Origin of the sequence: Photobacterium sagamiensis (assembly GCF_050337085.1) — a bacterium.
Lineage (GTDB): Bacteria > Pseudomonadota > Gammaproteobacteria > Enterobacterales > Vibrionaceae > Photobacterium > Photobacterium sagamiensis.
This window is the reverse complement of sequence record NZ_JAKJSP010000017.1, coordinates 1-13,872: the sequence shown is the minus strand read 5'-3', so window position 1 is coordinate 13,872 and position 13,872 is coordinate 1. Positions and strand designations below refer to the sequence as shown.

At 47.4% G+C, this 13,872-nt stretch carries 10 protein-coding genes; 9 read left to right on the top strand and 1 reads right to left on the bottom strand.

Going from position 1 to position 13,872, the window contains the following annotated elements:
• Positions 1-118 precede the first annotated feature (118 nt).
• The 9 genes from L4D76_RS07440 to L4D76_RS07400 all read left to right on the top strand — a co-directional run bounded on the left by L4D76_RS07440 (position 119) and on the right by L4D76_RS07400 (position 12,659).
• Positions 119-1,105 (top strand): ABC transporter permease, encoded by a 987-nt coding sequence (locus L4D76_RS07440; RefSeq protein WP_428440286.1) that lies wholly within the window; start codon positions 119-121, stop codon positions 1,103-1,105.
• A gap of 2 nt (positions 1,106-1,107) precedes the next feature.
• Positions 1,108-2,136, top strand: a complete 1,029-nt coding sequence (locus L4D76_RS07435; RefSeq protein ID WP_428440285.1) for an ABC transporter permease — start codon at positions 1,108-1,110, stop codon at positions 2,134-2,136.
• A complete protein-coding gene (locus tag L4D76_RS07430; protein ID WP_428440284.1) occupies positions 2,136-3,107 on the top strand; it encodes an ABC transporter ATP-binding protein in 972 nt (323 codons plus the stop codon). Before L4D76_RS07435 ends, L4D76_RS07430 begins: the two co-directional genes overlap by 1 nt.
• 29 nt (positions 3,108-3,136) lie before the next feature.
• Complete coding sequence (locus tag L4D76_RS07425) at positions 3,137-4,132, top strand: ABC transporter ATP-binding protein (protein WP_428440283.1); 996 nt, start codon at positions 3,137-3,139, stop codon at positions 4,130-4,132.
• Between the two features lie 60 nt (positions 4,133-4,192).
• Positions 4,193-5,899, top strand: coding sequence for a glycoside hydrolase family 9 protein (locus L4D76_RS07420; protein WP_428440282.1), 1,707 nt, complete (start codon positions 4,193-4,195; stop codon positions 5,897-5,899).
• Positions 5,892-6,779, top strand: coding sequence for a glucosamine kinase nucleotide-binding domain-containing protein (locus L4D76_RS07415; RefSeq protein WP_428440281.1), 888 nt, complete (start codon positions 5,892-5,894; stop codon positions 6,777-6,779). Before L4D76_RS07420 ends, L4D76_RS07415 begins: the two co-directional genes overlap by 8 nt.
• Positions 6,780-6,788: 9 nt before the next feature.
• Positions 6,789-8,720, top strand: a complete 1,932-nt coding sequence (locus L4D76_RS07410) for a beta-N-acetylhexosaminidase (RefSeq protein ID WP_428440280.1) — start codon at positions 6,789-6,791, stop codon at positions 8,718-8,720.
• Between the two features lie 40 nt (positions 8,721-8,760).
• A complete protein-coding gene (locus L4D76_RS07405) occupies positions 8,761-11,166 on the top strand; it encodes a glycoside hydrolase family 94 protein (RefSeq protein WP_428440279.1) in 2,406 nt (801 codons plus the stop codon).
• A gap of 80 nt (positions 11,167-11,246) precedes the next feature.
• Complete coding sequence (locus tag L4D76_RS07400) at positions 11,247-12,659, top strand: phosphoglucomutase/phosphomannomutase family protein (protein ID WP_428440278.1); 1,413 nt, start codon at positions 11,247-11,249, stop codon at positions 12,657-12,659.
• A 158-nt stretch (positions 12,660-12,817) separates the two neighbouring features.
• On the opposite strand, the gene L4D76_RS07395 is transcribed toward L4D76_RS07400, so the two are convergent.
• A complete protein-coding gene (locus L4D76_RS07395) occupies positions 12,818-13,123 on the bottom strand; it encodes an MliC family protein (RefSeq protein ID WP_428440277.1) in 306 nt (101 codons plus the stop codon).
• Positions 13,124-13,872: the final 749 nt, after the last annotated feature.

The following is a 13,872-nucleotide window of genomic DNA, read 5'->3' as shown; positions in this document are numbered from 1 at the left end:
CACATTGCGCACCGCCTCTTCCCCCCTCTCTGTTGAAAGTTATGGCGCTCTGCGTCAGGGGGATTTCTGTCCTGAATCTAGCACTGTGAATAAATGCTGGATGATTAAGGTGTGAGTTATGGGATTCTTTATACGACGGCTGTCTTTTTATCTGATAGCGCTTTTATTTGCGATAACACTGAACTTTATTTTACCGCGAGCGATGCCCGGAGATCCGGTGACCATGATGTTCGCCAACGCAGCGGTACAGGTTACGCCTGAGCGTATCGCGGCAATGAAACAGCTATTGGGCTTTGTTGATGGCCCAATATACGAACAGTACTTTGTCTATCTCAAAGGAATTCTTTCCTGGGATCTGGGTATCTCCATTCAAACCTTCCCGCAGACCGTGAATGAAATCATGGGCCGGGCGGTTGGTTGGTCAATGTTCCTGGCGGGTACCGCGGTTATTCTGGCCTTCTGCCTAGGCTCGACCCTCGGCATCTTTGCTGCCTGGAAACGCGGCAGTAAATACGATGCATTCATTTCGCCAGGGATGATGGTCATTCAGGCCGTTCCTCCCGTGGTGGTTGCCATGCTGGTGCTATACACCTTCGCCATCGGTCTTCGCTGGTTCCCATCAACCTATGCTTATACCGCGGGTACCATACCTGACTGGACCAACTGGGAATTCATTAAAGATGTTCTCTACCATGCCGTGCTGCCTCTTTTTTGTGCCACCATCATCCAGATTGGCGGCTTCCTGATCAACATGCGCAACAACATGATCAACTTGCTGAACGAAGACTATATCACGATGGCAAAGGGCAAGGGGTTAAGTGAAAACCGCGTGGTATTCAACTACGCTGCACGTAACGCCATGCTACCGAGTGTGACAGCACTATCGATGGCGCTGGGTATGGCTATTGGTGGCCAGCTAATTATCGAGATGATCTTTAACTACCCGGGCCTCGGCACCGTTCTTCTTAACGCGATTAATGCGCGTGATTATCAGGTTCTGCAAGGTCAGCTGCTTATCATGACCCTGTTTATGCTGTTCTTTAACTTCATGGCTGACATCCTCATCGTGGCACTTGACCCTCGCCTACGTAAAGGAGGCAAATAATTATGAAAGGTTTAATTAAGTTACTTTCCAGTAATCATAAAGCCCTTGCCGGCTTAATCATTCTCACGCTGTTTATTTTAGCCGCTATTTTTGCCCCGTTCATTACTGAACATGCCCCTAACAAGAGAACGGGTAACCCGCACGAATACCCAGCATTTGTCGTTAAGGCTGCACAAAATAATCCCGATGGCTGGGTTGCCGAAAACCTCGCCGACAGCAGCCGTACCTTGCGGATGTCGAAAAAAGCCGAACACGTACTTGGTACAACCCGAATGGGACGCGATGTCTGGTCTCAAGTTGTGTATGGCGCACGCACCTCACTGGCTGTTGGCTTCGGTGCCGGCTTGATGGTCTGTTTTCTCGCAACGTTAGTCGGTGTTTCTGCCGGTTACTTTGGTGGTAGGGTTGATGACATTCTCTCTGCCGCCATGAACATCATGCTGGTGATACCACAGCTCCCCTTATTGTTTGTTCTCGCCGCCTTCATTGGTGAAGCGGGGCCTGTAACGATAACACTGGTTATTGGGATAACCGCCTGGGCATGGGGCGCCAGGGTTGTTCGTGCCCAAACATTATCAATAAGAGAAAAAGAGTTCATTAAAGCCGCTGAAGTATTGGGTGAATCGTCTTGGCGAATCATCTTTGTTGAAATTTTACCTAACCTGATTTCTATCGTCGGTGCAAGCTTCATCGGCTCGGTTATGCTAGCAATTATGACCGAAGCAACTCTGTCATACCTTGGCCTTGGCGATGCAAGCACTATCAGCTGGGGCAACATGCTTTACAACGTTCAAACATCTTCTTCGATGCTTGTCGGTGCATGGTGGGAGCTATTAGTACCGTGTATCGCACTAACTCTTGTTGCTATCGGCCTTGCACTGCTTAACTTTGCGGTAGATGAAATTGCGAACCCGCAGCTTCGCTCACATAAAGGTATGAGCCGTTGGAAAAATATGGAAAAACAAAATAAAGAAGCCCAGAAAACGACATTAGAATCGGCTCAGCCTGCCCTTCAGGGAGGAGAAAAGTAATGACCAATCCACAAATCTCCATTCGCAATCTTTGTGTTGACTACATCACAGATGCTGGCGATGTACGTGCGGTAAACAATGTCAGCTTTGATATCGGTAAAGGCGAAATATTCGGTCTGGCTGGTGAATCTGGCTGTGGTAAATCAACCGTGGCAATGGCATTAATGCGTCTGCATAAGCCACCCGCATTTATCTCTGGTGGCGAAGTAATATTCGACGGTCATGGCGATATTCTTAAACTCAGCGAGGCTGATATGACTGCCTTTCGCTGGAGCCAGACATCGATGGTATTTCAGAGTGCTATGAACGCGCTCAACCCGGTACTGACACTCGAAGAGCAGTTTTGTGACGTCATTATGCGCCACACCAATATGGATCGTAAGCAGGCTATTCGCCGTGCTGAAGGGTTATTGGAAATCGTCGATATTCACCCGAACCGCTTACGCGATTACCCGCACCAGTTTTCGGGGGGTATGCGCCAGCGTCTGGTGATTGCTATTGCACTGGCACTGAATCCGAAGATGATCATCATGGATGAACCAACAACAGCCCTTGATGTGGTGGTTCAGCGTGAGATTCTGCAAAAAATCTATGCCCTGAAAGAAGAGTTTGGCTTCTCGATCCTGTTCATTACCCATGATATCTCGCTGATGGTCGAGTTCTCAGACCGTATCGGCATCATGTATTCAGGTGAACTCATCGAAGTTGCACCATCAAAACAGATCCTGGAACAACCATTCCACCCTTACACCGAAGGGCTGGGAAGTTCATTTCCACCACTGACAGGCCCGAAAACCCGCCTCACGGGTATTCCTGGCAATCCATTGAACTTGCTGGAAATACCTCAAGGCTGTCGTTTTCAGGCGCGCTGTAACAAAGCGCATGATGCCTGTTTCAGCACTGCCACTCAATTACGCCAACTTGAACCTGGTCGTTTATCAAACTGCCACCTATTCAATAAAAGCAGTTAATAAAAAATAGGAAGCAATTAGGAGGCATTATGAACAAACCTGTCGGACAACCAATTATTGAAGGTAAAAATCTGATTAAAGATTTTGAAGTCAATAGTAACTCGTTAAAGAAATCCAAGATGCGTGCAATCAATGACGTGTCATTCAAAATGTACAAAAGCCGTGGATTAGCCGTTGTGGGTGAATCGGGCTCCGGTAAATCAACCACCGCGAAAATGATTGCAAAAATGTATCCGCCAACAGGGGGCCACATTGAGTATTTCGGACAAGACATTGCCGATATCACGAGCCGACGCGATTTAATGCAGTACCGTCAGGGCGTACAGATGGTATGGCAAGACCCGTTTGGTTCACTGAACCCGACCCATACTATTTTTCACCATGTCGCCCGCCCGCTGCTGATCCACAACAAAGTCAGTAAAGGCAATAAAAAAGAGCTTGAAGAAATGGTCTATAGCCTGCTTGACCAAGTCGGGCTAACCCCACCGAAAGAGACGGCGGCTAAATTCCCTCATCAGCTATCAGGCGGCCAGCGTCAGCGTGTCAATCTGGCCCGTAACATTGCCGTTGGTGCTGAAGTGGTACTGGCTGACGAACCGACCTCCATGCTCGATGTATCAATCCGTGCCGGTGTATTGAACCTGATGGAGGAGATGAAGTTTGAGCGTGAGATGGCGCTGCTTTATATCACCCACGATATCGCGACGGCACGTTATATTGCCGAAGATCTGGCGGTAATGTATGTCGGCCACATGGTTGAATGGGGAGATACCGAGGAGATCATTCATGATCCCCAGCATCCTTACACCCAGCTACTGGTCTCAGCCGTACCGGATCCTAGTAAGTCCATCCACGAAAAACTCAAGGGCAACAAGGGTGAGATCCCGCTCTGGACACCGGAAAGCCTCGGCTGCCCGTTTGCGGGGCGCTGTACTCACGCAACAGCAAGATGCCGGGAAGAACTGCCAGGTGTGACTCAGCTTTCTGAGAACCACTTCGTACGTTGTTACTTATTTGAAAGTTAATCAATATTTATTAAGTGAGTTATGTGGCTGCTAATTCAGCAGCTACATATTGGAGGATACATGCAGCTGTTAATGAACCATCTTGGATATGAACGTCTTGGGGCCAAACAAGCCATTGTTCTGGCCCGGCCTGATCTTGCGGTAACAACGGCACAGATCATCTGCTGTGATGACGGGCAGTCCATTATGCAGCTGCCTCTTAAGGCCTGTGGTCCGGTCGCACAGTGGCACACGGGCTATGCCTACTCGATCGATTTCACCCCGCTGGAGCAATGTGGCGAATACCGTATTCAGATCGGAGATACCCAATCTGCAGTATTTTGTATTGCCGAGGGGCTGTTAATGCAACGCACCTTTAGTGATCTCTTGCATTACTTTAAGTCGCAGCGTTGCTCAGGGATCTATGAACACGCCGATCAACACATCCGTCTTTTCGGTAGTGATGAAACAGCTGATGTGCGTGGTGGCTGGTACGACGCGTCCGGCGATGTCAGTAAGTACCTCAGTCACCTTTCTAATGGTAATTATTTAAATCCTCAACAAACCCCGATGGTGGTTTGGAACATGCTTAAAGCTTATGAGGTACTGGAAGACGAAGAAAACATTGCTGATTTTACCCGCCAACGCCTTATGGAAGAGGCCCTTCACGGCGCGGATTTTTTACTGCGGATGCAAAACCCGCAGGGTTATTTTTATATGACGGTGTTCGACAAGTGGAGTAAGTCCACAGAGCAACGGGAGATTTGTTCGTATTCAACCCAGGACGGTATCAAGTCTGATAATTATCAGGCAGGCTTCCGCCAAGGGGGAGGAATTTCAATTGCAGCTCTGGCAGCAGCGGCGCGTCTGCACGCCGGAACCATTCCAGCAGACGCTTATCTTCAGGCTGCAGAAAAGGGCTATTGGCATCTGCAGGAGATGAACCGGCACTACCTCGATAATGGTCAGGAGAACATTATCGACGAGTACTGTGCACTTCTCGCCACTGTTGAACTCTATCGAACAACGCAACAAGAACGCTACTTGGAGCAAGCTCGTCATTGGGCTCAGCGCTTAGCTGCACGTCAAGTATCCGATCACCAAATAGCGCATTACTGGTCTGCCAATGATGATGGCAGCCGTCCTTACTTTCATGCCGCGGAAGCCGGGTTACCTGCGATTGCATTAATGCAATATTTAGCCATTGAGCATGATGTCATTAAAAGTGAAAACGCTTACCAAGTATTACTCAATGCCTTGGATTTTGAATTAAATATCACAACAGAAGTCAACAATCCGTTTGGTTATCCACGCCAGTATGTCAAAGCGGTGGATGATGATAAGCAGACGGCTTTCTTTATGCCTCACAACAATGAGACCGGTTATTGGTGGCAAGGTGAAAATGCCCGTATTGCCTCGCTTGCGGCAATGGCTTATATGGCACAAAACATCATTGATGATACCGAAGTCAAAACGAAGCTCATGACCTATGGCCAACGCCTTACTGATTGGATTGTAGGATTAAATCCATTTGATATGTGCATGGTCGATGGTCATGGCCGCAATAATCCGGATTACCTACCTGAACTCGGTTTTAGCAATGCGAAAGGCGGGGTGTGCAACGGTATTACTTCCGGCTTTGAGAACGAGCAAGACATTGCGTTTAAACCGGAAAAACAGAAAGACGACATGTTACAGAACTGGCGCTGGGGCGAGCAATGGATCCCTCATGGCGGTTGGTATTTATTAGCAATAACTTTGCAATTTAAGGAGCGTAATCATGGCTAGTCAAATTAAATATTATGTTGGTGTCGACGGTGGAGGAACATCCTGCCGTGCTCGGATCTGCGACCTTGACGGTCAACTTCTTGGTGAGGCCAAAACAGGCAGTGCCAATATATTATTAGGTGGCGAAGTGGCAATGGCATCTATTCTAGATGCCATTGCCACTGCCGCAGATCTGGCTGGGTTAACCCGTGATGATTTCAGTGCAATGTCAATCGGCCTCGCTTTAGCCGGTGCCGAGCAAAAGGATGCCTGGTATTCCTTCATGTCACTCTCCCATCCTTATGCGTCAATGACGTTAAATACCGATGCTTATGGCGCTTGCCTCGGGGCATGGCGAGGTAAAGATGGCGCCATTCTTATCGCCGGCACAGGATCTTGCGGCATCTTAATTAAAGATAACCAACAGCAGGTAGTCGGTGGGCGTGAGTTTCCGATCTCCGATCACGGCGGCGGTGCCGTGATGGGGCTGCGCCTGATCCAGCAAGTGCTGTTAAGTGTTGATGACATAGTTCCTCATACTCCGCTCGCTCATCATGTTATGGCTCACTTCGAGCACGATGTCGACGCCATTGTCAGTTGGTCAAAGACTGCCCGCCCTTGTGATTACGGTCAATTCTCACCGGCTATTTTCGCTCATGCGGCCGAAGGCGATAGCTTGGCTATCGAATTACTGAAACAAACCGCCGACGATGTGGAAATGTTGCTGACGGCACTGATTAAACGCGGTGCCGATCAGGTGTGCTTAATGGGCAGTATTGGGGAACGAATTCAAGCCTGGCTCGCACCGCCGTTACAAAATCGTCTTGCACAGCCTCAAGGTGATGCAATGGATGGTGCTATCGCAATGGCAAAAGGTTGTCACAACCTTTATCCGCTTTAAGGAGACACAATGAGCTACCGCGTCGATTTCACCGTGATAAGCAAAGCAGAACATGAACCTCGCTTTGCACTAACGCTTCATAACCTCAGTGATCAGCCTGTAGAAGAGTGGTCACTGCACTTTGTTATTAATCGCTGGATTGAACCGACGTCGGTTTTAAATGGCCAGGTTAAACAGCTGGGGAGCTACTGCGTTATAACGTCAGAAGCGCTCCCTCTGCTCGCCTCAAATTCACATTTTTATACCGAATTCACCATGGCTACGGCTCCCTTCACCTTGCATGATGACGGGATCCATGAGGCTTTCCTGGTCGCAAACACCACCGAGGGCTTTATTAAACCATTACCGGTTGAAGTCACCTGTGTCGACTTAGGCCAGCCCGCAATAGAGCGATTTAATACCAAGCTACCACCAGCAAAGGCATTGAATATCATACCGATGCCAACATCGGTAACGCCACTAAATGGCAGGTTTAAGTTAACTCAATCTACTGCGATAGCCTCACCAAATGCGCTAGCATCAGGGGCAGCCCGTTGGCTGCAAGAGGAGTTGACTGATTTACTCCATGATGATTTCCCGATACATCGGGATGGTAACATCCATTATCAGGCTCACCCTGAAATGGCAGAAGGCGCATACCGCTTACTTATCGAGCAGAATAACATTTGGCTCCAAGCGAGCTCAAAATCAGGCTTTACCCATGCAACGTCGAGCCTGCTGCAGCTGTTGCCAGCGAACCCTGAGCATCATGCCGTTGCCGCTTATAGCATTCCAATGGTTGATATCAATGATCGGCCACACTACCAATATCGCGGTATGATGTTAGATTGCGCGCGCCATTTTCACTCGATAAAGCGTATTAAACACCTCATAGATCAATTAGCCCGTTATAAATTCAACACCTTCCATTGGCACCTGACAGATGACGAAGGCTGGCGAATTGAAATTGATGCTTATCCGGAACTGACTCGCATCGGTGCATGGCGTGGTCCGAATGAAGTATTACTCCCCCAATTTACCACCATCAATCGGCGCTATGGTGGCTACTACAGCAAACAAGATGCAAAAGAGCTTATCGCATATGCCAGTGAGCGGGGCATCACGATTATTCCTGAGATCGATATTCCCGGGCATTGCCGTGCTGCGATCAAATCGCTGCCGGACCTACTGGTTGATCCTGAAGATAAATCTCAATATCTCAGTATTCAGAACTATCCGGATAATGTGTTATCCCCGGCACTTAAAGGCACTTACACCTTTATCTCAAATGTACTCACTGAAATCTGTGAATTATTCCCGGCCCCTTTTGTTCACATTGGTGCCGATGAAGTTCCTGCCGGTGTCTGGACCGATAGCGAAGCTTGCCAGAATTTAATGGCACAACACGGCTATCAAGATCCCAAGGATCTGCAAGGGCACCTGTTACGTTTTGCTGAAGAATTACTGCAAGCCAATGGCAAGCAGATGATGGGCTGGGAAGAAGCCACTGATGGTGACAAGGTCAGCAAGCAAACGACCATTTTCTCATGGCGCAATGAAAATGCGGGGCTTGTCTGTGCACAACAAGGTTATGACGTCGTCATGCAGCCTGCACAATTTACCTACCTCGACTTAGCACAAGGTTATTCTGCCGATGAGCCGGGAGCCGACTGGGCAGGGAAATTGCCTCTTGATGATGTGTATCAGTATCGCCCATTAGCCGAACTCGCACCGGATGATCCGGCTCACCAACGAATTATAGGTATTCAAACGGCACTGTGGTGTGAACTCGTCAATAACCAAAGTCGCTTTGAATACATGATTTATCCACGCTTATTAGCCATCTCAGAAATCTGTTGGACTAACCCTCAACAGCGCAACTGGGACGACTTTAAAGCGCGTCTAAACGGTCAACTCAAATACTTAGACAAGGCGGGCATCAATTACCGCCACTGCGAATAGCAGCCACCGAATAGTGAATATTTAAAAAGGATTGGAAGCAATGAAATACGGTTTTTTTGATAACGATAACAGAGAGTACGTAATCACTCGTCCTGATGTCCCGGCCCCTTGGACCAACTACCTGGGTACTGAGAAATTCTGTACGGTCATTTCACATAATGCGGGTGGTTACTCTTTTTACAATTCGCCTGAATACAATCGCGTAACAAAATTTCGCCCGAATGCATCCTTTGATCGCCCGGGCCACTACGTGTACCTTCGTGATGACGAAACAGGTGATTACTGGTCAATTTCCTGGCAGCCCGTAGCAAAAAGCCTTGATGAAGCCAGTTATGAAGTCCGCCACGGCCTTTCTTATTCGAAATTCAAATGTGAATACAACGGCATTACTGCATCAAAAACCTTATTCGTACCTAAAGGTGAAGATGCTGAGATCTGGGATGTTGTCATCAAGAATGATAGCGACAAACCACGTACAATCAGTGCATTCTCATTTGTTGAGTTCTCCTTCAGCCACATTCAATCTGATAACCAAAACCATCAGATGAGCCTGTACTCCGCTGGTACATCTTATGAAGAAGGAGTCATTGAATACGATCTTTACTACAACACCAATGAATTTGAAGGCTTCTACTACCTTGCGTCTACATTTAACCCAGATAGCTATGACGGTCAGCGTGATTCGTTCCTAGGCCTCTACCGAGATGAGTCTAACCCTATCGCGGTTGAACAAGGCAAATGCTCGAATACCGCGCAAACCTGCTACAACCATTGTGGTTCACTGCACAAGCAATTTGTTATTCAACCAGGCGAAGAAGTTCGTTTTGTTTATATCCTTGGTTTAGGTAAAGGTAACGGCGCAAGACTACGTGCTAAATATCAAGACCTTGCTAATGTTGATGCAGCTTTCGCAGATATCAAAACTCACTGGGATGAGCGTTGTGCTAAATTCCAGGTGAAGTCACCAAACGAAGGTCTGGATACCATGCTAAATACCTGGACCCTGTACCAGGCAGAAACATGTGTTGTCTGGTCTCGTTTTGCTTCCTTTATCGAAGTCGGCGGCCGTACCGGACTTGGCTATCGTGATACCGCACAAGACGCAATGGCTGTACCTCATTCAAATCCAGAAATGACCCGAAAGCGCCTTGTTGATCTGCTTCGTGGCCAAGTTAAAGCAGGCTATGGTCTTCACCTCTTCGATCCCGATTGGTTTGATCCGGAAAAAGCCAATGTTGAACCTTCAAAATCACCGACCGTTGTCCCTACGCCAAGTGATGAAGATAAGATCCACGGTATCGATGATACCTGCTCTGATGATCATTTATGGCTTGTCCCGACGATCTGCCGTTATGTCATGGAAACCGGCGAAACCAGTTTCTTTGACGAAGTGATCCCATTCGCCGATGGCGGTGAAGCCACGGTTTATGAACACATGAAAGCCGCACTAAATTTCACGGCCGAACATGTTGGCCGAACAGGTATCGCGAAAGGGTTGCGCGCAGACTGGAACGATTGCTTAAACCTCGGTGGTGGCGAATCATCAATGGTTGCATTCCTTCATTACTGGGCAATTCAAGAGTTTGTTGATCTCGCCAAGTTCCTAGGAAAAGACGAAGACGCTGCCCGTTATGAAGATATGGCCGGCGGTGTACAAAACGCCTGTGAAACGCATCTTTGGGATGACGAGGGCGGCTGGTATATCCGTGGCATTACTAAGAATGGCGAAAAAGTCGGTACTAACGAACAAGTTGAAGGCAAGGTTCACTTAGAATCTAACACCTGGGCGGTTGTGTCTGGGGCCGTATCTCAAGAGCGCGGCGAAAAGGCGATGAACTCGGTTGATGAGTACCTGTACTCTGATTACGGCCTTCACCTGAACGCCCCTTCTTTCGCTACACCAAATGATGACATTGGTTTCGTTACCCGTGTTTATCAAGGTGTAAAAGAAAATGGCGCTATTTTCTCCCACCCAAATCCATGGGCCTGGGTCGCAGAGGCTAAGCTTGGTCGCGGTGATCAGGCGATGAAATTCTATGATGCGCTAAATCCATACAACCAGAATGACATGATTGAAAAACGTGTGACTGAACCTTATTCCTATGTTCAGTTCATCATGGGACGCGATCACCAAGATCATGGTCGTGCTAACCACCCATGGTTAACCGGATCATCAGGTTGGGCTTATATTGCTGCCACAAACTTTATTCTAGGCGTCCGTTTAAGCTTTGACGGTTTAATTGTCGACCCATGTATTCCAACAGCATGGCCAGGCTTTGACGTTACACGTCAGTGGCGTGGAGCTACATATAATATCAAAGTTGAAAATCCTGCTCATGTTAGTAAAGGGGTTGTTTCTATCACGCTAAATGGCGAATCCATTGAAGGAGCGATAACCCCGCAGGCTGAAGGTACAGTCAACACTGTTACTGTGGTAATGGGCTAACCCTCACAGTGAAACAACGTTTGGGGATGGCTTTCATCCCCACTTTTAATTTTTTCGATTGAGAGAAATAGGAGTTCCACATGATCCAATTTGGAACCGGTGGCTGGCGCGCCCTGATCGGCGAAGAATTTACCAAAGAAAATGTCAGATTAGTCGCACAGGCTCTTGCTAACATTATGCTCAAAGAACGGGTAACCGGTAACGGCTTTGTTATCGGCTATGATCGCCGCTTCTTATCTGATAAAGCTGCAGCCTGGTTTGCCGAAGTACTAGCGGCGAATGAAATCAACGTCAGTTTTATCGACAAATATGTCCCGACCCCGATAGTGATGTTTCAATGCAAGGAAATTGGCGCTACTTACTCCGCTTGCATTACAGCTTCTCACAACCCTGCTGATTACAATGGTGTGAAGATCTTCATTGAAGGTGGCCGTGACGCCGATGAAATCATCACTCAAAAAATTGAACAGCAAATTACGGGATTGACTGCAAGCGATGTGAAGAGTATCGACTTTGAAGACGCCCTAAAATCAAAGATGATCACTAAGATTAATCCCATGAATGAGTTCGTAGACTCAATCATTAACTTTATTAACATTGAAGCGATTAAAAAAGCCAACCTAAGGGTATTGATCGACCCAATGTTCGGCGTTGCTAAGAACGCACTGCAAACCGTTCTGATCTCTGGCCGTTGTGATGTTGATGTGATCAATGATGGTCAGAACCCTTCATTTGGTGGCCTGATGCCATCACCGAATGCCGCGACACTATATCGCTTAAAGCATTTGGTGGCCCATGAAGGGTATGACATTGGTATTGGTACTGATGGCGATGCTGACCGTTTAGGGATTATTGATGAAAAAGGCAACTTCATTCACCCGAACGAAGTTTTGCTGCTTCTTTATTATTACATGCTTAAATACAAAGGCTGGAAAGGCTCTGTAGTACGTAATATCGCAACAACACATCTGCTCGATAAAGTCGCGGCAGCCTATGACGAGAAGAGCTTTGAAGTCCCTGTCGGCTTTAAACATATTAGCTCACAAATGGAAGCTGACGATTCACTCATCGGTGGCGAAAGCTCTGGCGGCTTAACCATTCGCGGTCATATCAAAGGTAAAGATGGTGTATTTGCTTCGAGCCTATTGGTTGAAATGATCAGTGTTACCGGCAAAAAATTGTCTGAAATGCTCGATGAAATCTACGCAAAATACGGCTATGCCTACACGGCTGAAGGGGACTGTACCTTTAAAGCCTCTGATCGTGAACGCCTATACGACAAAATCTACCTAGAAAAGGCCTTGCCCGAGTTTGAGTATGATGTCGAAAAAGTCAGCTATGCCGATGGTGCTAAGGTTTACTTTAAAAATGGCGGTTGGGCGCTGGCTCGCTTCTCTGGTACAGAGCCACTGCTGCGTCTGTTTGTCGAAATGAAAGATCAACAGCAAGCCGAAGCCGTTCTGCAGCAAATGAAGGTGTTTTTGAAAGTATAACCGCTTACGCCCGCTGCTTATAGACAGCGATAACGATATTCATTGTTGAGTCCTACAGTAACAAGCGCTATAGCTGTTACATTTCGCAAACCTTCGGTTTCAGGTTTTAGCGACAAGGGTAGCCTGGCTACCCTTTTTTTTATTCTATGAGAGCGGGGTTATTCTCTGGCCTTGCAACCATCTAGTTTAGATTCATCCCATTCCAACATGGCCTCATCCCCTTTGGTAAACAGGTAAGTCTTGCCCTCAAAATCACGATATTGAGCACCAGAAGCCGAATGCTTACGTTCTAGTGTTCTGACATCATTAAGATAATGAACCACAACGGATTCAGAGTTTGGATAATTTAACGAGAAAAACTGCCCGGCCTGACAGTCATAGTGAATTTCAACCGGGAAATAATCTCGTTCAATGGTACATGCCGTCAGCAATAATACGCTCACAAGACTTAATGACTTCCACATAGCGCCTCCATTTTTACTTCTTATAAAAATCGCATTTAGAGGTTGATAATTAAGCATAAATTAAAAGCATTTTAGACAAGACTACGGTTTTCAGGCCTAGTTGCTCTACGTCAAAAACATCTAACACTGTATAAATTGCTTTGAAAACCGCCTATAAGAAGCGGTCCTGAACGGGTAATTACTTAATCTGATTGACATTATAAGTCTAGCAAGGGAATCGGCGTTATGGCGGGAAAGGTAATACCAATTTTCATAAACACCTTAACATTCAGGCGTATTGAGAACGCGTTTAAGGATTTAGAAACACTAAATGCAAAAAAAGCCCAAGCATTTCTGCTTGGGCTTAGTGTAAGTGGTAGAGCGGACGGGACTTGCTATCCCTTGAATTCAGCGCCCCCGGCGTGACAGGCCGCTAAGCTCTCCAATAAAAAGCCTAACCAACTGAACTACCACTCCGCTGTGTCTATTYATATTGCTACAAACGTAAAAAAGCCCCAGTCGTTAGACTGAGGCTTTAATAMGTGGCGGAGTGGACGGGACTTGCCACTCCTTGAAATCAGCGCGYCCCCCGRCGTGAMAGGYCGCTAAGCTCTCCAATAAAAAGCCTAACCAACTGAACTACCACTCCGCTGTGTCTATTTATATTGCTACAAACGTAAAAAAGCCCCAGTCGTTAGACTGAGGCTTTAATACGTGGCGGAGTGGACGGGACTTGCCAYTCCTTGAAATCAGCGCGYCCCCCGGCGTGA